General features: G+C 66.7%; 19 protein-coding genes and 1 tRNA gene. 9 read left to right on the forward strand and 11 right to left on the reverse strand.

Going from position 1 to position 21,253, the window contains the following annotated elements; translation table 11 throughout:
- Window positions 1-9 precede the first annotated feature (9 nt).
- From mnhG to U7114_RS12780, 6 genes are read right to left on the reverse strand one after another with little or no spacing between them, the layout of a single operon-like run.
- Window positions 10-411, reverse strand: coding sequence for a monovalent cation/H(+) antiporter subunit G (gene mnhG / locus U7114_RS12755; protein ID WP_321214667.1), 402 nt, complete (start codon window positions 409-411; stop codon window positions 10-12).
- A complete protein-coding gene (locus U7114_RS12760) occupies window positions 401-679 on the reverse strand; it encodes a monovalent cation/H+ antiporter complex subunit F (RefSeq protein ID WP_157240472.1) in 279 nt (92 codons plus the stop codon). Before U7114_RS12760 ends, mnhG begins: the two co-directional genes overlap by 11 nt.
- Complete coding sequence (locus tag U7114_RS12765) at window positions 676-1,221, reverse strand: Na+/H+ antiporter subunit E (RefSeq protein ID WP_157240470.1); 546 nt, start codon at window positions 1,219-1,221, stop codon at window positions 676-678. The genes U7114_RS12760 and U7114_RS12765 overlap by 4 nt, the downstream gene beginning before the upstream one ends.
- Window positions 1,218-2,822, reverse strand: coding sequence for a Na+/H+ antiporter subunit D (locus tag U7114_RS12770; protein WP_323057558.1), 1,605 nt, complete (start codon window positions 2,820-2,822; stop codon window positions 1,218-1,220). Before U7114_RS12770 ends, U7114_RS12765 begins: the two co-directional genes overlap by 4 nt.
- Complete coding sequence (locus U7114_RS12775) at window positions 2,819-3,340, reverse strand: Na(+)/H(+) antiporter subunit C (RefSeq protein ID WP_157240469.1); 522 nt, start codon at window positions 3,338-3,340, stop codon at window positions 2,819-2,821. Before U7114_RS12775 ends, U7114_RS12770 begins: the two co-directional genes overlap by 4 nt.
- A complete protein-coding gene (locus U7114_RS12780; RefSeq protein ID WP_323057559.1) occupies window positions 3,337-6,408 on the reverse strand; it encodes a Na+/H+ antiporter subunit A in 3,072 nt (1,023 codons plus the stop codon). Before U7114_RS12780 ends, U7114_RS12775 begins: the two co-directional genes overlap by 4 nt.
- A gap of 194 nt (window positions 6,409-6,602) precedes the next feature.
- On the opposite strand from U7114_RS12780, the gene U7114_RS12785 reads away from it, so the two are divergent.
- The 3 genes from U7114_RS12785 to U7114_RS12795 all read left to right on the forward strand — a co-directional run bounded on the left by U7114_RS12785 (window position 6,603) and on the right by U7114_RS12795 (window position 9,774).
- The gene (locus U7114_RS12785; RefSeq protein WP_323057560.1) at window positions 6,603-8,006 is read left to right on the forward strand and encodes an MFS transporter; all 1,404 of its coding nucleotides are present in this window, start codon (window positions 6,603-6,605) and stop codon (window positions 8,004-8,006) included.
- 98 nt (window positions 8,007-8,104) lie between these two features.
- Window positions 8,105-8,587 (forward strand): cation:proton antiporter regulatory subunit, encoded by a 483-nt coding sequence (locus tag U7114_RS12790; protein WP_157240465.1) that lies wholly within the window; start codon window positions 8,105-8,107, stop codon window positions 8,585-8,587.
- A 5-nt stretch (window positions 8,588-8,592) separates the two neighbouring features.
- Entirely contained in the window at window positions 8,593-9,774 is a 1,182-nt protein-coding gene (locus tag U7114_RS12795; protein ID WP_323057561.1) for a cation:proton antiporter, read from the forward strand.
- Window positions 9,775-9,804: 30 nt separating this feature from the next.
- Here U7114_RS12795 and dcd read toward each other — a convergent pair whose 3' ends face one another.
- The gene (dcd, locus tag U7114_RS12800; RefSeq protein WP_321214672.1) at window positions 9,805-10,380 is read right to left on the reverse strand and encodes a dCTP deaminase; all 576 of its coding nucleotides are present in this window, start codon (window positions 10,378-10,380) and stop codon (window positions 9,805-9,807) included.
- Between the two features lie 158 nt (window positions 10,381-10,538).
- Here dcd and U7114_RS12805 point away from each other — a divergent pair, with 158 nt between their 5' ends.
- Window positions 10,539-12,239, forward strand: a complete 1,701-nt coding sequence (locus tag U7114_RS12805) for a CAP domain-containing protein (RefSeq protein ID WP_323057562.1) — start codon at window positions 10,539-10,541, stop codon at window positions 12,237-12,239.
- Between the two features lie 3 nt (window positions 12,240-12,242).
- Here U7114_RS12805 and U7114_RS12810 read toward each other — a convergent pair whose 3' ends face one another.
- A complete protein-coding gene (locus U7114_RS12810) occupies window positions 12,243-12,722 on the reverse strand; it encodes an SRPBCC family protein (RefSeq protein ID WP_157240464.1) in 480 nt (159 codons plus the stop codon).
- A gap of 240 nt (window positions 12,723-12,962) precedes the next feature.
- Between U7114_RS12810 and U7114_RS12815 the strand changes: the two genes are divergently transcribed.
- From U7114_RS12815 to U7114_RS12825, 3 genes are all read left to right on the forward strand, one after another.
- Window positions 12,963-13,036, forward strand: a tRNA-Gly gene (locus U7114_RS12815).
- Between the two features lie 97 nt (window positions 13,037-13,133).
- Entirely contained in the window at window positions 13,134-13,274 is a 141-nt protein-coding gene (locus U7114_RS12820) for a hypothetical protein (RefSeq protein WP_197432449.1), read from the forward strand.
- Window positions 13,271-14,425: a N(5)-(carboxyethyl)ornithine synthase gene (locus U7114_RS12825; protein WP_323057563.1), complete on the forward strand. Its 1,155-nt coding sequence runs from the start codon at window positions 13,271-13,273 to the stop codon at window positions 14,423-14,425. The genes U7114_RS12820 and U7114_RS12825 overlap by 4 nt, the downstream gene beginning before the upstream one ends.
- A gap of 7 nt (window positions 14,426-14,432) precedes the next feature.
- Here U7114_RS12825 and U7114_RS12830 read toward each other — a convergent pair whose 3' ends face one another.
- Window positions 14,433-15,842: an MFS transporter gene (locus tag U7114_RS12830; protein ID WP_323057564.1), complete on the reverse strand. Its 1,410-nt coding sequence runs from the start codon at window positions 15,840-15,842 to the stop codon at window positions 14,433-14,435.
- Between the two features lie 143 nt (window positions 15,843-15,985).
- On the opposite strand from U7114_RS12830, the gene U7114_RS12835 reads away from it, so the two are divergent.
- On the forward strand, window positions 15,986-16,840 hold the full coding sequence (locus U7114_RS12835; RefSeq protein WP_321214677.1) for a LysR family transcriptional regulator: 855 nt from the start codon (window positions 15,986-15,988) through the stop codon (window positions 16,838-16,840).
- 158 nt (window positions 16,841-16,998) lie between these two features.
- Window positions 16,999-17,316, forward strand: a complete 318-nt coding sequence (locus tag U7114_RS12840) for a hypothetical protein (RefSeq protein ID WP_321214678.1) — start codon at window positions 16,999-17,001, stop codon at window positions 17,314-17,316.
- 99 nt (window positions 17,317-17,415) lie between these two features.
- Here the strand turns inward: U7114_RS12840 and U7114_RS12845 are convergent, their stop codons facing one another.
- Entirely contained in the window at window positions 17,416-20,922 is a 3,507-nt protein-coding gene (locus tag U7114_RS12845) for a bifunctional proline dehydrogenase/L-glutamate gamma-semialdehyde dehydrogenase (RefSeq protein WP_323057565.1), read from the reverse strand.
- Window positions 20,923-21,184: 262 nt separating this feature from the next.
- The coding region (locus U7114_RS19400; RefSeq protein ID WP_416235544.1) for an IS3 family transposase at window positions 21,185-21,253 on the reverse strand (69 nt) is incomplete at its 5' end.

The following is a 21,253-nucleotide window of genomic DNA, read 5'->3' on the forward strand; positions in this document are numbered from 1 at the left end:
GAACGGTGTTCAGCCGTCGCCGGAACCGTCCTCACGGGCGGCTTTGGCGGCGGCTTTCTGCACCACAGCCTCGAGCTCATCGGAGGTGAGGAGCTCGCGGTGCAGGTGCTTGGTGCGGTAGCCGGCCCGGCCCACCATGTGTGCCGAAACGGGCACGGTGAGCAGCTGGAAAATCCACGCCACCAACAGCACAGGCCACACCCACCAGGTGCGCAGCTGCAGGCCGATGGACGCCAGGAGCAGGAACAGCCCCAGCACCTGCGGCTTGGTGGCGGCATGCATGCGGCTGAGCAGGTCGGGGAACCGCAGCAAGCCGATGGCCGCGCCGAGGGACATGATGGCCCCGACGATCATGAACACGGCGGACAGCACATCCACCCAGGCGTCCAGGCCAGTGGAATCAGGACTCATTGGGCTGCTCCCTCCGGTCCGCCACGAACCTTGCCACCGTCACGGACCCGATAAAGCCGATGATGGAAATGGCCACCACCAGCATCAGGTTGTTCAGGTGCCTGTTGACGGCCATGTCCACGCACAGGGCACCGCCCAGGATGGCCAACAGGACGTCCGTGGCCAGCACCCGGTCCAGCAGTGAAGGCCCCCGGGAGATCCTGATGATGGCACCGGCGGCGGCCACCGAGAAAATTACGGCAGTAATAGCCAGGACGGTCTGCATCATGCGCCGGCCTCCATTCGCACGGTTTCGAGTTCTTCCTTGGTGCCCATGATCCTGATCAGCCCCGCCTCGATGGACCGCACCTCGTTTTTCAGGTTTTCGACTTCCTGCGGGGAACTGATGTTGAGCGCATGCAGGTAGAGGGTGGACGTGGAGCGGTCCACCTCCACCACCAGCGAGCCCGGAATCAGGGAAATCACGTGCCCCGTGGCCGTGACCATCAGGTCCTGGCGGCTGCGGAGCGGGACGGCGACGACGGCGTTGGTCACCTTCGGCCCCTTGGCGATGGCGAGGTACAGGAGCTGCGCGCTGGCAGCCGCCACCTTGGCCAGGAAGACGAGCGCGAAGGGAACGGCGTACAGGATGTTGAACCGGCCGCTGAGTTCCACCGGCGGAAGGTAGAACAGACGCGCAACCGCCACGGCCAGCAACGCCCCGAACAGGAGGTTGCCGGGGCTGAAGTCCTGCCACAGGGCACCCCACACAATGACCAGCCAGACCAGGAGCGGCAGCTCCTGGCGGAGGGAAATACGGCGGCGGCTCATTTTCCCCCTCCCGGCGTGGCAACCATCGGAACGTCGATGTTTCCGCCCAGGACAGCGTGGATGTAGGAGGTCCGGTCCAGCATGTCGCGCGCAGCCTGGTCCGAGACCGTGAACAGCGGCCCCGCGAAAACCGTCAGGGCAAGGCCGAGGACCACCAGCCCCACTGTCGAGCCCACCATGGTGCGCGGAAGCAGGGTGACGGTGTTCCGTTTGGCGCCAGGACCGTCGGCCCGCCCGGCGGCCGGGGCAAGCAGCACCGGATCCGGGTGCTCGGCGTCCGAGGGCCGGCGCCAGAACGCACGGTTCCACACCCTGGCTACGGCAAGCAGGGTCAGCAGGCTGGTAAGCACCCCGCCGATCACCAGCACGTACGCGAGCGGCGTCCCCAGTTCAATCCCGGCCTGCATGAGCCCCACCTTCCCCAGGAAGCCGGAGAACGGCGGAATTCCGGCCAGGTTCATTGCGGGAATGAAGAACAGCAGTGCCAGCAGCGGGGACAGCTTGGCGAGGCCGCCCAGCCGGTCCACCGAGGAGCTCCCGCCGCGGCGTTCGATCAGCCCCGTCACCAGGAAGAGGCTGGTCTGGATGGTGATGTGGTGCGCCACATAGAAGACTGCGGCTCCCAGCCCTGCCGCGGAGGACATCGCCAAGCCAAACACCATGTACCCGATGTGGCTCACCAGGGTGAAGGAAAGCAGACGTTTGATGTCGCTCTGCGCCAGGGCACCCAGGATCCCCACCACCATGGTCAGCAGGGCGGCCACCATGAGGGGAGTATTCAGGGAATCCCCGGGAAAGAGGAGCGTCTCGGTCCGCACCATGGCATAGACGCCAACCTTGGTGAGCAGGCCGGCGAACACGGCCGTGACCGGCGCCGGGGCGGTGGGGTAGGAGTCGGGCAGCCAGAACGACAGCGGGAACACGGCCGCCTTGATGCCGAACGCCACCAGCAGCATCACGTGCAGGAGGGTCCTGGTGCCCTGGTCCAGCTCACCGAGCTTCATGGCAAGATCGGCCATGTTGACCGTTCCGGTGGCCCCGTAGACCATGGCGATCGAGATCAGGAACAGCACCGACGACACCACGGACACCACCACATAGGTGACGCCCGCCCGGATGCGGGGCCCCGTGCCGCCCAGCGTCATCAGCACGTAGCTTGCCGTCAGCAGGATCTCGAAACCGACGTAAAGGTTGAAGAGGTCGCCGGAAAGGAACGCATTGGACACCCCGGCCACCAGGATCAGGTACGTGGGGTGGAAGATCGAGACGGGCGCGTCCTGGTCGCCGTCGGCCATGCCCTGCCCGGTGGCGTAGACCAGCACGGCCAGGCTCACCGCCGAGGAGACCACCAGCATCAGGGACGAGAACTGGTCCACCACCATCACAATGCCCCACGGCGGCAGCCAGCCGCCGATGCTCACCGCCGCCGTGCCGCCGTCCCACACGGAGGCCAGCAGGAGGCATTCGAGCAGGAGCGTGAGGGACAGCAGGAGGATGCTGACCACCCGCTGGGCCCGTGAGTGGCGGATCAGCAGGAAGGTCAGGGCGGCGCCCACGATGGGCAGTACGACGGCGAGCGGCGCGAGGCTTGCGAGGTTCACTTTCCGCCTTCTTCCGGGCCGGGGGTGATGTTTTCCGAGCCGGGCTTTTCTTCCGCTGCTGCCTGCTCCGCGGGTATTTCGCGGCCGCCGGCCAGGACCGTGGCCATCGGGAACTCGGATGTCTCTGCGGGGACCTCGGCGTCGTCCTCGGCGTCGAAGCTTGGTGTTTCCGCAACCCGGAGGTCCTCGATGTCGGCCTGGATCTCATCCCGGCGGGCCAGGACCCAGGTGCGGTAGATGATGCCGAGCATAAAGGCGGTGACGGCAAAGGAAATGACGATGGAGGTGAGGATCAGCGCCTGCGGAAGTGGATCGCTGTAGTCCCCGGCCGCAATGTCCTTTGAGTACAGCGGCGCGAGCCCCGCGTACCCTCCCGTCGCCAGGATCAGGAGGTTGGTTGCATTGGCCAGGAGCATCAGCCCCAGCAGGACACGCGTCAGGCTGCGTTCCAGGATCAGGTAGATGCCGCAGGCGTACAGGGCTCCCATGATGATCAGGAGGGTCAGGTTCACACTCATGCTTGGCCCCTTGCGGTGGTTTCGGGAGCCATGCCTTCGGGCTCGTGCTCCCAGTCGGGAGCTGGTGCCGGCGCCTCCAAGGTGGAGTCCTGTCCTTCGGCCGGCGTTCCGCCTGCAGCCGCGGAGCGCTCTTCAAAGTGTTCGTCGATCTCGGCCCCGAGGCTGCGCAGGACGTCCAGGACCAGGCCCACCACCACGATGTAGACGCCGATGTCAAAGATGGTGGAGGTGACGAACTTGATGTCGCCGAACACCGGCAGCCACAGTTCGATGATGGCCGTCTGGAAGACCTGGCCGCCCAGCAGCAGCGGCACCACGCCCGAAGCCGCAGCCACGGCGAGCCCGATCCCCAGCAGGGCGCCGGCACTCACCGGTGTGGCTTCGCGGAGCTCGAACCGTCCCCCGGCCAGGTACCGGATGGTCAGGGCGAGGCCCGCCGTGAGGCCGCCTGCGAATCCGCCGCCGGGCAGGTTGTGGCCGGCCAGCAGGAGGTAGAGCGAGAAGATGACCATGGAGTGGAAGATCAGCCGGGTGACCACCTCGAAGATGATGGACCGGCGCTCCGGCGCCAGGGTCCGGCCGGCAACGATCCACGCGTCCCGCGCGGACGCGGCGAACTTCCGGCTGACGGCCAGGGCTGCCGCGTCCCGGGTGCCGGGGTCGACGCCGCGGTGGCGGCCCACCGTGCCCTCGGCAACCGTGGCGGACTTCAGGATCCGGTCGCCGCGGCCGCGGACGAAGATGAGGCTCGCCACGCCGGTGGCCGCCAGCGCAAGGACCGTGATTTCACCGAACGTGTCCCAGGCACGGATATCCACGAGGGTGACGTTGACGATATTGAGTCCGCCGCCGCCCTCGTAGGCCAGGCGCGGGAACTCCAGGGAGACGGGGGTGGCGATCCGTGCGCCCATGGCGTAGATCGCGGCGAACACCATGGTGGCGCCAAAGCCCAGGCCGATGATTACGCGCACCACCCTGTACTTGCCGCCGGTGCGGTCCCGGAGCTCGGCCGGCAGGCTGCGCATCGCCAGGACGAAGGCCACCAGGATGATGGTTTCCACGAGCATCTGCGTCAGGGCCAGGTCCGGGGCGCCCTGCAGCGCGAACATCAGGGCAATGCCGTACCCGGTCACGGACACCATCAGGACCGCCAGGAACCGTTTGTTGGCTTTCACTGCGGCCAGGGCGCCGATCGCGATGCCCGCGCCCACCACCAGCTGGAGCGGGGAACCGGGGTCCACAAGGTAGATTCCGTCCGGCAACGGCTTGCCGGCCAGCAGGATGGCGGACAAGGGCAGCACGAACGCGACGCTGAGAATGACGGCCAGGTAGTAGTACAGCGAACCGCGCTGCGTGCGGCCGGTGATCCACACCGCCACGTCATCCAGCGCACCGATGGTGTTCTGGTAGGCCTTGTCCCCGTCCACCCACGGCGGTACCAGGGCCTGCGCCCGCGAGACCGCGTTGCGGCCAAAGTACATCGCCAGGCCGAGTGCGAACGTGAGGGCCGTCAGGCCCAGCGCAGGAGTGAAGCCGTGCCACAGCGCCAGGTGGCCGGCCTGCCCGGCGGCTGATCCGGCGTCGGCCGCGGTGGACGCAAAGAGGGCCGCGTACGGCTGGATCCACGCATCTACGGGGGCCGGCCACAGTCCATAGGCGACGGTCAGGAGGCTGAGGATGGCCGGTGCGGCCAGGAACGACGGCCTGATGGCCTTGAAGGGCGTGGGCTCCACCCCTGGCTTGACGGCGAAAGCCCCCCACATGAAGCGCGCACTGTAGGCGAAAGTGAGGATGGAGCCCAGGACCAGGCCGGCAAGGACCACCATGCCCCACGGCCCGGCAGCCGGGTCGCTGGCATGGTGGACAAAAGCCTCGAGCACCGACTCCTTGGCCACGAAGCCGGCCAGCAGCGGGAGCCCCGCCATGGACGCGGCTCCAATGGCGGCGACTACCCCGAGCGCGCGGGAACTCCGGAACACCCCGGACAGCTTCCGGACATCGCGTGTCCCCGACTGGTGGTCGATGATGCCCACCACAAGGAACAGGGTGGCCTTGAACAGGCCGTGCGCAAGGAGCATCGCCAGGCCCGCCAGGGCGGCATCCGGCGTGCCAAGGCCCACCACCACGGTGAGGAAACCCAGCTGGCTGACGGTGCCGTGGGCAAGGATGAGCTTGATATCGCTCTGCCGCAGCGCCCGGTAGCCGCCCACCAGCATGGTGGCCAGGCCAAGTCCCAGCACCACGGGCTGCCAGTAGGCCGTCTCGGAAAAGCCGGGAGCGAGCCGGGCCACCAGGTAGACGCCGGCTTTGACCATCGCCGCGGCGTGCAGGTAGGCGCTGACAGGGGTTGGCGCCGCCATGGCGCCGGGAAGCCAGAAGTGGAAGGGGACCAGCGCGGATTTGGTGATGGCGCCCACCAGGATGAGCACGACGGCGGCGGTCACCAGGGAGCCGGAGTCTCCGCCGGCGAGGGCGGGCGCCTGGTCCAAGATGCCGGAGATGCGGTAGGTTCCGGCCGCGTGGCCCAGCATGATGAGGCCCACCAGCATGGCAAGCCCGCCGGCCGTGGTGACGATCAGCGCCTGCAGGGCGGACCGCCGTGCGGCCAGCCTGGTCCGCGCGAATCCGATCAGGAGGTAGGACAGGATGGTGGTGAGTTCCCAGAAGATGAACAGCAGCAGCAGGTCATCGGCAACCACCAGCCCGAACATGGCGCCGGCAAAGGCCAGGAGCTGCGCACCGAAAGCGCCAAGGTCCTGGTCCTTTTTCTTGAAGTACCGGGCGCAATAGACCAGGACAAGGGAACCCACACCCAGCACCAGCAGCGACATGACCCAGGCCAGTGCGTCCATCCGGAAGGCAAGCTCAAGCTTGAGTCCGGGGATCCAGGGGACTGCTTCGCTGACGGATCCTGTTCCGGAATAGATAGGACCGTGCTGCAGCAGCAGCCAACCGAAGGAGGCCGCGGGAGCGGCGGCCAGTGCGTAGAACGCGTTGCGGCCCCAGGCCCTGAACAGGAGTGGCGCGAGGACAGCCACCGAAAAGTGCACGGCAAGGACTGTGATCACTGGTATCTCCGCAACGTCAGGGATTCGATTGTCAAAAGTTGGAGCAGGCGGTTCATTCGTTGGGTCCGGGAAGGTTCAGTTTATCAAGGCCGCGGTGCCGCTTTCCCCGTCTTTGCCGGCAGGCCGCCCGCCGACACCGGCGTCCCGGGGTTCGCTCCGCGTCCTGTTCGCCGCAGGCGGATACGATGCATCCTATGAACAGCGCCAGCGCTCCCGGGGCAACGCAGTCGTCCTCGGAACTTGAATCCGGGACCCAGGCCACCAGCAAGGGCCGCATCCTGGCGTGGGCGTCCTGGGACTGGGGATCGGCGGCCTTCAACGCGGTGATGACCACATTCGTCTTCACCGTCTATCTCACCTCCAACGCCTTCGGCGGCGAAGACCGGGCCTCGGCGGTCCTTGGAGCTGCACTGGCAGTCGCAGGCCTGGCCATTGCCCTGCTGGCACCGGTCACCGGCCAGCGCTCTGACGCCGGCGGCCGGCGCAAGCTGTGGCTGGGGGTCAACACGGCCGCCGTCGCCATCCTCACGGCGCTGTGTTTCTTCGTGTTCCCGCAGCCGGAATTCCTGCTGTTGGGCGTGACCCTCATTGCGCTGGGCAACGTGTTCTTCGAGTTCGCGGGCGTCAACTACAACGCCATGCTCGCGCAGATCTCCACGCCGCGGAACATCGGCAAGGTCAGCGGCCTCGGCTGGGGCGCGGGCTACCTTGGCGGCATCGTGGCCCTGCTGATCGTGCTCCAGCTGTTCGTCCAGCCCCGCTTTGACTGGTTCGGGGCGTCCACGCAGGACAGCCTGAACATCCGCCTGGTGGCCGTCTTTTCGGCGCTCTGGTTCTTCATCTTCGCCCTTCCCGTGCTCTTCGCCGTTCCCGAACTCCCCCGCGCTGCCCAGGCACGGCGGCTCGGCTTCCTGGCCAGCTATGGGCTGCTGGTCCGGCGGATCAAGGCGATCTACGCCACCAGCCCGCACACCATCTACTTCCTGCTGGCCAGCGCCGTGTTCCGCGACGGGCTGGCCGCCGTCTTCACCTTCGGCGGGATCATCGCCGCGGGCACCTTCGGCTTTGAGCTGTCCCAGGTGATTTTCTTCGCCATCTTCGGGAATGTGGTGGCGGCTGTGGGCGCGGTCATCGGCGGGTTCCTGGACGACCGGATCGGCCCGAAGCTGGTGATCATCGGATCGCTGGCGGGCCTCCTGGTTGCCGGCACCGTCATCCTGGTGCTCGGCAACGGCGACTACGTGTTCCTGGGCATGGCCTGGGCCGGCAGCACCACCTTCTGGGTGTTCGGGCTCTTCCTTTGCCTGTTCGTGGGGCCCGCCCAGTCCTCATCACGGGCCTACCTTGCCCGGCTTGCCCCGCATGGGGAATCCGGCGAGCTCTTTGGCCTCTACGCCACCACCGGCCGCGCCGTCAGCTTCCTGGCGCCGGCGCTCTTCACCCTGAGCATCGCCCTGGCCACTCCCTTCGTGGCCCCGGGCGAGGCGCAGCGCTGGGGCATCCTGGGCATCATGGTGGTGCTCCTGGCCGGGCTGCTGGTCCTGCTGCCGGTGAAGTCTCCGGACAAGGCCCCCATCGCGGTGGTTCCGGCCGCCTAGGCGCGGCGGATTCAGGGGACGCCGGCTGGTCCTGCGCTACCTCCCGGACCCGGGGCCGTCCCCACGCCAACAGGGGCTTGGCAGACTAGGCTGGAGGCATGAACGTGGACGAAACGAACCTTCCCGGCCTGGGCCGGCGCAAGGATTTCATGACGGCCTCCGGCCGCCGGATCGGCGTGGTGGAGCTGCGTGAGGGCCAGACGGAACTGATTGTTTCCACCTGGGATGATCCCGATACCTGCCAGGCATCCATACCCCTTACCAGCGAGGAGGCCGCAACCCTGGGCAATCTCCTCGGCGGGCAGCACCTGGCCATGAAACTGACGGAAGAGCACAAGGACGTTCCGGGAATTGTGACCCGCCAGTTCTCCATCGCCCCGGACTCCCCGTTCCAGAACCAGCCCATGGGCAAGGCCTGCATCCGCACCAGGTGCGGCGTCTCCATCGTGGCCATCATGCGCGAAGGCGAGGTGCTCCCCTCGCCGGGACCCGACGTCGTCCTTCACACAGGCGACCTGCTGGTGGCGGTGGGCACCCAGGAAGGCCTCGACGCGGCAGCCGATATCCTGCGTCACGGATAAACGCCGTGGATCCGCTGGCCCTGACCCTCGTTGAACTGGGGGCCGTTGTGTTCTGCCTCGGCCTCCTGGCCAGGCTGGCCGGACGGATCGGAATGTCACCCATCCCGCTCTACCTCCTGGGCGGGCTGGCCTTCGGCGCCGGCGGCATCGTCAAGCTGGAGGGGATGCAGGAGTTCGCGCATCTCTCCGGGGAAATCGGCGTGATCCTGCTGCTTCTTATGCTCGGACTGGAATATACGGCAGCGGAGCTGTTTACCGGCCTGCGGCGGTCCTGGCAGGCCGGCGTCCTGGACCTGGTCCTGAACTTTCTGCCCGGCGCGGCCCTTGCCTACCTGCTGGGCTGGGGCGGCGTCGGCGCCATGGTGATGGGCGGGGTCACCTACATCTCCTCATCGGGGATCGCGGCCAAGGTCATCACGGACCTGGGCCGACTGGGCAACCGGGAAACGCCGGTGGTCCTGTCCATCCTGGTGTTCGAGGACCTGGCCATGGCCATCTATCTTCCGGTCCTCACCACCATCCTTGCCGGGGTCAGCTTCCTCGGCGGCCTCACCACCGTGGGCATTGCCCTTGCCGTGGTGAGCGTGGTGCTGATGGTGGCCCTGCGCCACGGGCATCACGTGTCCAAGGCCGTCCACAGCGAGAACTCGGAAGTGTTCCTCCTGAACGTGCTGGGCGCCGCCCTGCTGGTGGCCGGCCTGGCCTCCGCCATGCAGGTTTCCGCGGCGGTGGGTGCCTTCATGCTCGGCATCGCCATCTCAGGGGCAACGGCCCACAACGCCACCCGCATCCTGGAACCGCTCCGGGACCTCTTCGCCGCCATCTTCTTCGTGGCTTTCGGGCTCAACACCGATCCTTCATCCATCCCGCCGGTGCTCGGCTGGGCACTGGTGCTGGCTGTCATCACAGCGGCCACCAAGATGGCCACCGGGATCTGGGCGGCCAAGCGCGCAGGGATCGCCAGGCCCGGACGGTTTCGCGCCGGCGCCACGCTCGTTGCGCGCGGCGAGTTCTCCATCGTCATCGCCGGCCTGGCAGTGGCGTCAGGAGCGGTTTCGGATGAACTGGCAGCCCTTGCCACTGCGTACGTCCTGCTCATGGCCGTCATCGGTCCGCTGGCTGCCCGCTATGTTGAGCCGCTGGTGAGGCCATTGCTGCGGCCCCGGAACGTGGCCGCCAAAGCCTAGGAACGCGGGCCTGATGCCAACCGCGCGCGCCTAGATCGACGTGCGGTGGAAGTTCAGGTGGCTGCGGCTCGCCGTGGGGCCGCGCTGGCCCTGGTAGCGGTTGCCGTACTCGCCCGAGCCGTACGGGTGCTCCGCCGCGGAGGACAGCCGGAAAAAGCACAGCTGGCCGATCTTCATGCCGGGCCACAGCTTGATGGGAAGCGTGGCCATGTTGGAAAGCTCCAGGGTGACGTGGCCCGAAAAACCGGGGTCGATGAAGCCCGCGGTGGAGTGCGTCAGCAGCCCCAGCCGGCCCAGGGAGGACTTGCCCTCCAGCCGGGCGGCGATGTCGTCCGGCAGCGTGACCGTTTCATAGGTGGAACCCAGCACGAACTCGCCCGGATGCAGGATGAACGGCTCGTTCTGTTCCACCTCCACCAGGCGGGTGAGCTCCGGCTGTTCCTCCGCCGGGTCGATGTGTGCGTACTTGTGGTTATCGAACAGGCGGAAGAATTTGTCGATCCTCACGTCCACGGAGGACGGCTGGACCATCGCCGGTTCGTACGGCTCAAGCACGATCCGCTGGGAGTCTATTTCGGCACGAATGTCGCGGTCAGAGATCAGCACCGTCCCAAATTACCGCATGGCCTATCAGTACCTGTTATCCACAACCGCATTCTTTCGTTGTTGCTGGCGTCTGCTGGGGCTAATGTTGCCTCAGTGATTCAGGCGCCGGATGGTCTCCCGGATGGCCCAACAGAGCTGGGGTTGTTGTGAATAAATTGGTGGCGCCCGCCTTCATTGGCGCGCTCTGCGCTTTGGTGCTGGTCTCCTCGTCGGCCGGCACGCCTCCCCTGCCGCTGTCGCCTGGGGTGACAACGGGAGCGGCGGGTCCGTCCAGCGTCGTCCTGGCCACGGCCACCGTGAACGACGACGGCGGCGCCTCCGCGGGTGAGGGCTCGGCCGCGTCGGGGCTCACCCCCGCCGTGGAACCTGGCATCCGTCCGGCGTCGCCCGCGGGCGCTGCCGTCGCAGTGGCACCGGAGCCTGCACCCGCTGCGCCGTCACCTGGCGTGCAGGCGGCACCGGCGCCGAGTACGGCCACTGCGGAACCGGCCCCCGAGGTCCCCTGGATTCCGCCGCTCTGGGCCCCGGATGAAGAACTGGCCTCACCGGCGCCCTCCCGCTTGGCGGCTCCCGAGTCGGCCACCGCACTGCCTTCGACGGAGGCCCTGGTTCCGGACAGCAATGCCGCAGCGATTCTCACAGTCTTCACCAAAATCAATGAGTACCGGGCGTCCAAGGGCCTTAATCCGGTGAAATACCACCCAACGGTGGCCGGGCTGGCGCAGGAGTGGTCGGACAGCATCGCGTCCCGCGAGGTAATTGAGCACCGCGCCAGTTTCTGGACCGATCCGCGTGCCCTCAGTCCGACCAACGGCGCCGGCGAGGTCATCGCTATCCGAACTGACCGCGATGCCGCGCTGCTCGTGGAATGGTGGAAGAGCTCCGCCGGCCATAACGCCATGCTGCTCGATCCGCGCTTCAACGTCATGGGCGCCGGCATCTCGTACACGGACCGCACGTACCAGATCTGGGGAGTGGTGAACTTCTTCGGCTATACCACTCTTCCAGCCGGCACCCTCGATGCTCCCGGCGGTGCCGGGTCCGGCAATGCCTTCCCACCGGCGGCAGCCAGCGTGTGCGACGCACCCGTCAAACATATGCCGCCCACGCTGGACCTCTCAGCCGCAGCGGTCAAGGGGCCGGGTGACCTCGTGACCGTGGATTCCGCCGGACAGCTCCTTGCCCGCGCTGCCACCGGCGCGCGCACCTATGCCGCCGCCAGGGTCATCGGTTCAGGCTTCACGGGCGCCAAGGAGGTGTTCGTTACCGACTGGGACCGGGATGGTGCCTACGATCTCCTGACCCAGTGGACCGACGGCACCCTGACCCTGCACCGGGGCATCGCCACAGGGGGGTTCCAGGCCGCTGCCACCCTCGGGAGAGGGGGATGGGAGCCCCTCACCCTTGCCGTGGGTGGCTGGTGCGCCAACAACCGGATGCCGCAGCTGCTTGCGCTGGACGGAGCCGGGAGTCTCTTCCTGTACCCGAACAAGGGCTTGGGCGACCTTTCAGAGCGTGCGTTCGTAGGCTCTGTCGGCGCTGCCCGGAAGCTGTCCATGGTGGACTACGACGCCGACGGGTTCCAGGATGTCCTCGCGCTGCGGGCCGACGGATCGGTCCAGCTCCACCGCGGCTGGGGCACCCCCGCGCTGCGCGCCGAAACAAGGCCTACGGTCGCCACCGGCTGGGGAGACGTAACAGGCATCAGGGCTCTGAGGGACGTCACCGGACTGAACTCCACGGGGTTGGCGCTGCGGCGGGCAACCGATGTTGTCCAGTACTGGGACCTGACCTCGGGAAGCCTGGCGGCGCCGTCGAACATTCCAGGACCTTGGACCGGGCAGCGGCTGGCGCAGTAGGCACTAGATGGCCGGCTGGAGCTCCAGGACGTCCTTGAGGCGTTCCAGCTGGGCCACTTCGGAACGGAGGTTCCGTTGGAACATCCTGCTGGTAAAGCCGAGCTTGTTCAGGAAACCGGGCCGGTTCAGGAACCCGATGGCCTCCTTCGCCCGGGCTTCCAGGGCAAACCGGACACGCGTTCCCCCGGATTCCGTACTAAGGTAATACCCGCCCGAACGGTGCGCAGGTCCGGAGACGACCTGGAACTCGATCTCCGCGCCGGGCCGGGCCGTGGTAATTTCCAGTTCCGCTGGAATGCTCAGTCCGGACCGCCCGGCCACCATCTTCCGGTAGACCGCGCCCTTGGCGGCGGAAGCGCCCTGCAGCAGCGTGACGCTGCGGACCGAGTCGCACCAGAGCGGAAGATTGGTGGCATCCAGCAGGTACAGGTATACGGCCATGGCGTCACGACTGATCAGGACCTCATGCTCCGCAAATGCCATGGGGATCTTTCTGTGTGGACGTCGGCTGGCCGCAGCAGCTGCGCCCCCCCCCGGCACCGCAGCTACCCGGTTCAGGTTAGCCAGCGCTCCGCGTGCCCACCTAGCCACGGCCGGGGACGTTATTCAAGAGTTACTGGATGACGCGCGGGCCGGCCGGGACACGGCGCCCGGCGCCTCGAATGGGCAGGGCAGGCACACATCTGCGCTAAGCTATGTTCTGCCCCTCCTCGGCGGGGCACTGCGGCTGTAGCTCAATGGTAGAGCGCTAGCTTCCCAAGCTTGATACGCGGGTTCGATTCCCGTCAGCCGCTCCATGTTTTCAGCGGGGCCGCCAGCACCCGCCGGGCCATTAGGTACCGCCCTGTATCGTCAGTAGTCAGGAACCTATTCGGTTCCACTACAGGAGCGATCATGGCTGACAAGTCCCCCCGTCAAGCAGCATCCAAGAAATCCGGCAAGTCCATCAAGGAAAAGCGCGCAGATAAGCGGGCCGCCGCAGCGCCGGCGAGTTCCCTGGATATCACCTCGAGCAAGGCCGCCAAAAAGAAGTGACCGGCCAACAGAGCCAACTCACCCTTGGCGTGCTGGCGTCCACAAGGAAACCGGACGAACGCCGCCTCCCCATCCACCCCCTGCACTTTGAGCGCATTGCGCCGGAGATCCGCCAGCACATCATCCTTGAGCGCGGCTACGGGGAACGCTTCGGCGTTTCGGACGCGCACCTCTCCACCCTGGTGGGCAGGATGGCCGGCAGGGAGGCCCTCATGGCGGAGGCCGACGTCGTCCTCCTGCCGAAGCCGCAAGCGGAGGATTTGTCCGACCTGCGGGACGGCCAGGTCCTCTGGGGCTGGCCGCACTGTGTCCAGGACCGCGCCATTACGCAGCTGGCCATTGACAAGAAGCTCACGCTGATCGCTTTCGAGGCCATGAACCACTGGGCCAGCGATGGCGGCTTCGGGCTGCACGTCTTCCACAAGAACAACGAGCTCGCAGGGTACTGCTCAGTGCTCCACGCACTGGCACTGACCGGCTCAACCGGCGACTACGGACGCCGGCTCAGCGCCACAGTCATCGGTTTCGGCGCTACGGCACGCGGCGCCGTTACGGCCTTGAACGCCCATGGCATCCACGACGTCCAGGTGCTCACCAACCGCGGGGTGGCCGCCGTCGGCGCCCCCATCCACTCGGTCAACATCGTCCAGTTCGATCACGACGCCGAAGCACCCTTCCTCAGCCAGGTCATCACCGAACGGGGCAGGGTGCCGCTGGCGCCGTTCCTGGCCGAGAGCGACATCGTGGTCAACTGCACCCTGCAGGATCCCAACAACCCGCTGACCTATCTGCGCACGGAGGACCTCGCCGCGTTCAACCCGGGCAGCCTCATCGTGGACGTGTCATGCGACGAGGGAATGGGCTTCAGCTGGGCACGGTCCACCACCTTCGCGGACCCCATGTTCACGGTGGGCGACCACATCAACTACTACGCCGTAGACCACAGCCCGTCCTACCTCTGGAACTCCGCCAGCTGGGAAATCAGCCAGGCCCTGCTGCCGTTCCTGGAAACTGTGGTCAGCGGCCCCGAGGCATGGGACGGCAACGAAACAATTTCCCGCGCCATCGAGATCCGCGACGGCGTGGTCCGCAACAAGGACGTGCTTGAATTCCAGAAGCGGGAAGAGGCTTACCCGCACCGGGCGCTTTAGCCGCAGGCTACGCCGCCGCCCGCCGGACAATCCTCACCGGCTGCCGACGGTCCTTAAGGTCCACCCGCAGCAGCAGCGAACCCTTGCGCGCCAGGATCAGGGCGACGGTCACGGCCGCGAGGGCCGGCACCCCGCCGGACACCAGCAGGGCCACATGCGGATCGGCATGTTCAGCGACCCAGCCGAGCATGGGGCCACCAATGGCCTGGCCGCCGATCAGCACCATGATGTACAGGCTCATCACCCTGCCCCTGATGCCCATGTTGGAGCTGACCTGGACCAGCTGGTTGGACCCGGTCAGGAACATGAGGCACCAGAACCCGGACAGCACCATCACTGCGCCGAACACCGGCATGGACGGGGCCAGGGCGGCCAGGCAGAGCATGGCGCCGTACATTCCCGCGCAGAACACCACGGACCGCAGCCGGAGGTGGCGGCGCCGGGTGGAAGCCACAGCCCCGGCCAGCGCGCCGAGCGCCACCAGGGCGTTCAGGAGGCCGTAGCCGCCGGCACCAACGTTGAAGACGTGGTCCGCGTAGGCAGCGAGCACCACCGGCAGCCCCATGGCGAAGACTGCAATAAAGCCGGCCATCAGCCACGGCCAGTAGATGGTGGGCTTGCCTAACGCGTACCGCAGCCCCTCGCGCAGCATGCCCTTGCTCTTCGGGGTGGGCGCACTGACGAACAGCTCGTCCTTGCGCAGGATGAGCAGCATGGCCACCGTAGTGCAGCAGGCGAAGGCGTTGCCGGCGAAGGCCCAGCCCGCCCCCACGGCGGTCAGCAGCCATCCTGCCAGGGCGGGACCAATCAGGCCGCCCAGCTGGAAGGTGGTGGAGTTGACGCTGATGGCGTTGCGCAGGTAGTTGGGCCCCACCAGTTCGTTGACGAAGACCTGGCGGGCCGGCTGGTCGAGGACGGTCACCAGGCCAAGCACCAGTGCGATGAGGTAGACGTGCCACACCTCAATGGCGCCGCTGAGTGCAAGGGCTGCCAGAGCGGCGGCCAGGACCGCGGCCATGCCCTGGCACAGGACCAGGATCTTCCGCTTGGCGAACCGGTCCGCAATCATCCCTCCCCAAGGCCCGAGGAGCAGGGACGGCAGGAACTGCAGCGCCACGGTGATGCCAACCGCAGTCACGGAGCCGGAGAGTTCCAGCACCAGCCAGTCCTGGGCGATCCGCTGCATCCAGATGGCGACGACGGCGATGAAGTGGCCGATCGCGAAGATGCGGAAGTTGGGAACCCTGAGGGAGATGAACGTGTGCTTCCATGGCAGGCGTTCGCTGACGACGGCGATGGGCTGGGTTTGGTTGGGCTGGGTTTGGTTGCGCCGGCTTTGGCTATCTGGCGGGGCGGAGTGTGCGGTGTCGATGACGGGCTGGGTGACGGTTGCCGATGAAGGCGGTGGGGGTGCCACAGGTGTGTCCTCACAGTGCGTGCGGTCCGGGATGTCCTTAACGCTAGGCTGGAGGCACCGGATTATGGAGACGTATCGTCCCTATAACTCCTATTGCAGACTGCAATACAGTAACGTCCACCCCGACGCCCCCGGAGTCCATCGTGTTCGAACCAGCCCAGCTGCGCTCTTTCCTGGCCGTGGCGGAAACACTCAGTTTCACAAAGGCCGCCGAGCGGCTCGGACTGGCCCAGCCCACGGTCAGCCAGCATGTCCGCAAGCTGGAGGCGGCCGCCAAGCGGGTACTGGTCAGCAGGGACACGCGGGACGTCCGGCTCACGGACAACGGGGACGCGATGGCGGGGTTCGCCCGGAACATCCTCGCTGCGCACGACTCCGCTTCACGGTACTTTTCCGGTTCCGCGATGCGCGGACGGCTGCGGTTCGGTACTGCTGACGACCTTGCCATTACAGGCCTGCCGCGGATCCTGCGGGAGTTCCGGCAGATCTACCCGCAAATCAACCTTGAACTCACGGTGGGCCAAAGCGACCAGCTGTACCGGAAGCTCAACGCGGGGCAACTGGACCTTGTGTTCGTGAAATGGGTGGCCGGAGCCAAGGACGGAACGGTGGTGCAGCACGATTCCTTTTCCTGGGTGGGCCTGGAGCAGACCACGCTGGACCCGTCAGCCCCCGTTCCGCTCATCGCCTACCCGTCCCCCAGCCTGAGCCGCAAACTGGCCATCGACGCCCTCGAGTCCCATGGCAGGACCTGGCGGATCACCTGCACGACACGGCAAATCAGCGGTGTGCTGGCGGCGGTACGGGCGGGGATCGGCGTCGCCGTCATGCCGTCGTCGCTCGTCCCGGAGGACCTGAAGATCATTACCCGGCGCTTCGACCTGCCCGCGGTGGGCGACGTGGACTTCACCCTGATCCGCAACCCGCTGGCCAACGCCGAAGTCATTGACGCCCTGACGCAGTCAATTGTGGGCCGGACCATTAACCGACCAGCATAACGCCCCAAGGTGTCCCGCAGGCGAAGCCAAGCCGGTGTTTCCATTGATTGCCGAAGGCCGCATCCCTTATGCTGAATTTTCCAGGGTCAAGCAGCCGGCCGTCATCCAACACGACGCCGCTCCTGCATGCCAGGATTCCGGCTCGGGACAGGCAGCCAATGACGACAGCCAAGAACACCCACTACAGCCCGGCCCATGCCCGTGCGCACACCCCTGCGCGGCCGCTTGGAACCCGCAATTCCAGACTCGGTGCAGGCATTGCCACCACCGACTCCGGATACGTCGGCAAACCTACCTGTGACAGATGCCGCACTGACGAGTTTGTCTACCTAGAGTCTTACATTCCGCCCACCTACCGCCGTGACGGTTCGGTAGGCACCCTGGGCGAAGTCGCCTACACCTGCACCCGGTGCGAGGATTTCTCGGCCCACAGCGTTCCAGTCACGTGGACGCCGCCCGGGTGGTACCTGGGCTAGTATCCGCAGGCCGAAGAGGGCCGGACGGCCACCGCAAGGTGAGCGTCCGGCCCTCTTCGTGCCGGCATGCTTGTGCCGGCAGACTCCTCGATCAGGGCTCTAGATCAGGGCGTCCGAGAGGTGATTGGGCGTTCCGAACCGGTGGGCGGTGATGCTGACGGCCTGTTCGTGCAGGAAGGGCAGCAGTTCCACGCGGCCGGCTTCGGTGACCGGGTGGGCATAGATTGCCAGGTCGGGACGGCCGCCCGTGGCCTTGGCAAGGCCTGCCGCATCGCCGCCGATGAGGCGGACCCGTGCGCCGGAAAGCTTCCCCGCCGCGGCGAGCCGGCCCGCGGAAGCCAGCCATTCGGCGTCGGACTCCACCATCACTTCGATGTCCAGCGCGGTGAGCACCGGGCGCAGCTGGACGGGAAGTTCGACGGCGGAGGACACCGTGAGCGCAGAACCCGCCAGCACACCGGCTGCCACAGTCCGTACCAGGTGGCCCAGCGGCGCGCCTTCGGACAGGCGGACCGTCACGGGCAGGCTGCGGTAGCGGAAGATGTTGCGCTCCGCGCTGAGGCCGGAGACGTCCTTCGCTGTGCCGAACTCCTCCGTCCACGCCTGGGCGTCGGACGCCAGGGCCCGCTGCACGGACTCGAGCTCGGCGGACTGCAGGGCAGCGCCGGCAGCGTTGAGGATGCGCCGCACGCCGGGGTTGGTGACAGCGGCATTCGCCGAGGCCGTGGCGGGCGCCCAATCGCCGAGCCCTGCCAGGTAGTTTGGCCCGCCGGCCTTGGTGCCTGCGCCAACGGCGGACTTCTTCCACCCGCCGAACGGCTGGCGCTGCACGATGGCGCCGGTGATGCCTCGGTTCACGTACAGGTTTCCGGCCTGGATGCTGTCCAGCCAGACGCCCAGTTCCTCGGAGTTCAGGGAGTGCAGGCCTGCGGTGAGGCCGTACTCGATCTGGTTCTGGATGGCGATGGCTTCCTCAAGGGTGTCGGCGGTCATTACGCCCAGGACCGGTCCGAAGAATTCGGTCAGGTGGAAGTAGGAGCCGCGCTTGACGCCGTAGCGCACACCCGGGCTCCAGAGCCGGCCGGTGTTGTCCAGCTTTTTCGGTTCCACGGCCCAGTTCTCGCCCTCGCCCAGGGTGGTGAGGGCGTTGAGGAGCTTGCCCTTGGCGGGTTCGATGATCGGGCCCATCTGGCTGGTGGGGTCCTCGGGGTAGCCCACCTTGAGGGAGGTCACGGCGTCGATGAGCTGGTTGTGGAACCGCTTGGACTTGGCGACCGATCCCACCAGGATCACCAGCGACGCGGCCGAGCACTTCTGGCCGGCGTGCCCGAACGCGGAGTACGCCACGTCCTTGGCTGCCAGATCCAGGTCCGCGCTGGGGGTGACGATGATGGCGTTCTTGCCGCTGGTTTCGGCCAGCAGCGGCAGGTCCTGGCGGAAGGACCGGAACAGTTCGGCGGTCTCGTAGCCGCCGGTGAGGATCACGCGGTCCACGGCCGGGTGGCTGATGAGCTGCTTGCCCAGTTCCCGCTCGCCCAGCTGCACCATGGTCAGGACGTCCTTCGGGACGCCTGCCTCCCAGAGGGCTTCGACCATGACGGCGCCGCTGCGGGCGGCCTGCTTGGCAGGCTTGATCACGACGGCGGAGCCGGCGGCGAGTGCCGCGAGGGTGGACCCGGCGGGGATGGCAACCGGGAAGTTCCATGGCGGGGTTACGACGGTGAGCTTCGCCGGGACGAACGTGGCGCCGTCGACCGCGTCCAGCTTGCGTGCGGACTCGGCGTAGTAGTGGGCAAAGTCCACGGCTTCGCTGACCTCGGGGTCGCCCTGGTCAATGGTCTTGCCGGTTTCGCTGGCCATGACCTCAAGCAGGTCGGCGCGGCGCGCCTCCAGGACGTCGCCGGCGCGGTGCAGGATTTCGGCGCGCTCGGCGCCGGACAGGGCACCCCAGGCCTTGCCCTTCTCCACGGCGGCCTGGATGGCGCCGTTCAAGGTTGCTTCGTCATTGATGAAGGCGGCTTTCACGGAGGCGTTGCCCAGGGTGGAGGACGGGACGCGGTCCAGGATGGCCCGGCCCCAGTCGCGGTTGGCGGGCAGGGACGGGTCCGTGTCCGGGGTGTTCTCGAAGTGGTCGTGCGGCCTGGGGACGGGCGGCAGGCTCCGGTTCTGCTTTCGGTTGGGCGCCGGGACACGGTTGTCCAGTTCGGCGAGGGAGGCGAGGAAGCGCTGCTTCTCGCGCTCGAACAGGACTTCATTCTTGTCCAGCTCGAACACGGCGGACATGAAGTTGTCCTGGCTGGCGCCCTCTTCGAGGCGGCGGATCAGGTAGGCAATGGCGACGTCGAACTCGGCCGGGTGCACCACCGGCGTGTAGAGCAGCAGGGAGCCGACGTCCTTCTTGACGGCTTCGGCCTGGCCCTGGGCCATGCCCAGGAGCATCTCGAACTCGATACTCTGCTGTGCGCTATCCGCGATGCCGCGCTGCTTGGCAAGGAGCCAGGCGAAGGCGATGTCGAACAGGTTGTGGCCGGCCACGCCGATCCGGATGTTCTTGATCCGCTCGGGGTGCAGGGAGTAGTTGATGACACGCTTGTAGCTGGTGTCCGAGTCCTGCTTGCTGCCCCAGGTTGCCAGTGGCCAGTCGTGCAGGGAAGATTCCACCTGCTCCATGGGCAGGTTTGCGCCCTTGACCACACGCACCTTGATGGCGGCGCCGCCGTTGGCACGCCGTTCAGCCGCCCAGTCCTGCAGCCGGATCATCGCGGACAGGGCATCCGGGAGGTAGGCCTGGAGCACAATGCCCGCTTCCAGGTCCTTGAATTCGGGCTTGTCCAGGATCCTGGTGAAGACCGCGATGGTCATGTCCAGGTCCTTGTACTCCTCCATGTCCAGGTTGATGAACTTGGCTTTGGGAAACGAAGCTGCGCGGGTGAACAGCGGGGTGAGCTTTTCCACCACGTGCTCCACGGCTTCGTCGAAGGCCCAGGCGGAGTGCGGGGCAACGGTGGAGGAGACCTTGATGGAGACGTAGTCGACGTCGGGGCGCGCCAGCAGGGCGTGCGTTCCTTCGAGCCGGCGGGAGGCCTCGTGCTCGCCAAGGACAGCCTCGCCGAGGAGGTTGACGTTGAGCTTGATGCCGTCCTTGCGGATCTTGGCAATCGCGGGCCCGAGCTTGGCGTCGGTCGCGTCAACGATCAGGTGGCCCACCATTTCGCGCAGGACCTTGCGGGCAATGGGGATGACCACCTGCGGCATGACCGGAGCCATGGTTCCGCCCAGCGCTACGGCGCTGCGCATGTACCAGGGCAGGAACGCGGGGACCTTGGGCGCCAGTGCCGCGAGGTTGCGGGCGGCAACGTTCAGGTCCTCGGGGCGGACCACGCCGTCCACGAAGCCAACGGTGAATTCCAGGCCGTTGGGGTCCTTCAGGACGCCGGCGAGCTGCTGGGCGGAAGCGTCCACGGGCACCTTCGAGGCCTCGGTCAGCCAGTGGCGGACCAGCGCCACGGCGTCGGCTGCCAGGGCCTTGGCCTGGGGCACGTCGACGTCGACGGTCCGGGGCGCAGTTCCGGCGGCAGCTGCGGGTTCCATTGCAATGTGGGTCATTGTTTTCCCGATCTTTCTGGGGCTCAAGGAGGTCTTATCAACCAGTATGAGCTTCCAGTCACATAAGATAAAGCGATCTTTTCTAAGCAATACCGGTTAGAAAAAATGAACCATTGAACCCGGCAGGATTGCCCTTCCCCCACCGGCCCGTCCCTCACGCGGCGAACCGTACTTGCCACCCTCTCTCACTTAATGCGGGAAAAACCGAAACGCTCTATCACCCTGAACTGGTCCCCGGAAGTTGGACTGGCCAAATAGGATCCTAAACTGCGAGGGCCTGGGCACGGTATTGGACCGGGCTCAGGCCCTTGAGCTTTGTTGAGATTCTTTT

It is taken from the genome of Pseudarthrobacter sp. C1 (assembly GCF_034720455.1).
Lineage (GTDB): Bacteria > Actinomycetota > Actinomycetes > Actinomycetales > Micrococcaceae > Arthrobacter.

What these genes read in the sequence shown, in the direction of transcription:
- U7114_RS12810 (WP_157240464.1), bottom strand. Translation starts at nt 12,722, where the DNA reads ATGGCATTTGCGGAGCATGAGGTCCTGATCAGTCGTGACGCCATGGCC.
- U7114_RS12845 (WP_323057565.1), bottom strand. Translation starts at nt 20,922, where the DNA reads ATGACCCACATTGCAATGGAACCCGCAGCTGCCGCCGGAACTGCGCCC.
- U7114_RS12775 (WP_157240469.1), bottom strand. Translation starts at nt 3,340, where the DNA reads ATGAGTGTGAACCTGACCCTCCTGATCATCATGGGAGCCCTGTACGCC.
- U7114_RS12760 (WP_157240472.1), bottom strand. Translation starts at nt 679, where the DNA reads ATGATGCAGACCGTCCTGGCTATTACTGCCGTAATTTTCTCGGTGGCC.
- U7114_RS12840 (WP_321214678.1), top strand. Translation starts at nt 16,999, where the DNA reads ATGACGACAGCCAAGAACACCCACTACAGCCCGGCCCATGCCCGTGCG.
- U7114_RS12765 (WP_157240470.1), bottom strand. Translation starts at nt 1,221, where the DNA reads ATGAGCCGCCGCCGTATTTCCCTCCGCCAGGAGCTGCCGCTCCTGGTC.
- mnhG (WP_321214667.1), bottom strand. Translation starts at nt 411, where the DNA reads ATGAGTCCTGATTCCACTGGCCTGGACGCCTGGGTGGATGTGCTGTCC.
- U7114_RS12790 (WP_157240465.1), top strand. Translation starts at nt 8,105, where the DNA reads ATGAACGTGGACGAAACGAACCTTCCCGGCCTGGGCCGGCGCAAGGAT.
- U7114_RS12785 (WP_323057560.1), top strand. Translation starts at nt 6,603, where the DNA reads ATGAACAGCGCCAGCGCTCCCGGGGCAACGCAGTCGTCCTCGGAACTT.
- U7114_RS12820 (WP_197432449.1), top strand. Translation starts at nt 13,134, where the DNA reads ATGGCTGACAAGTCCCCCCGTCAAGCAGCATCCAAGAAATCCGGCAAG.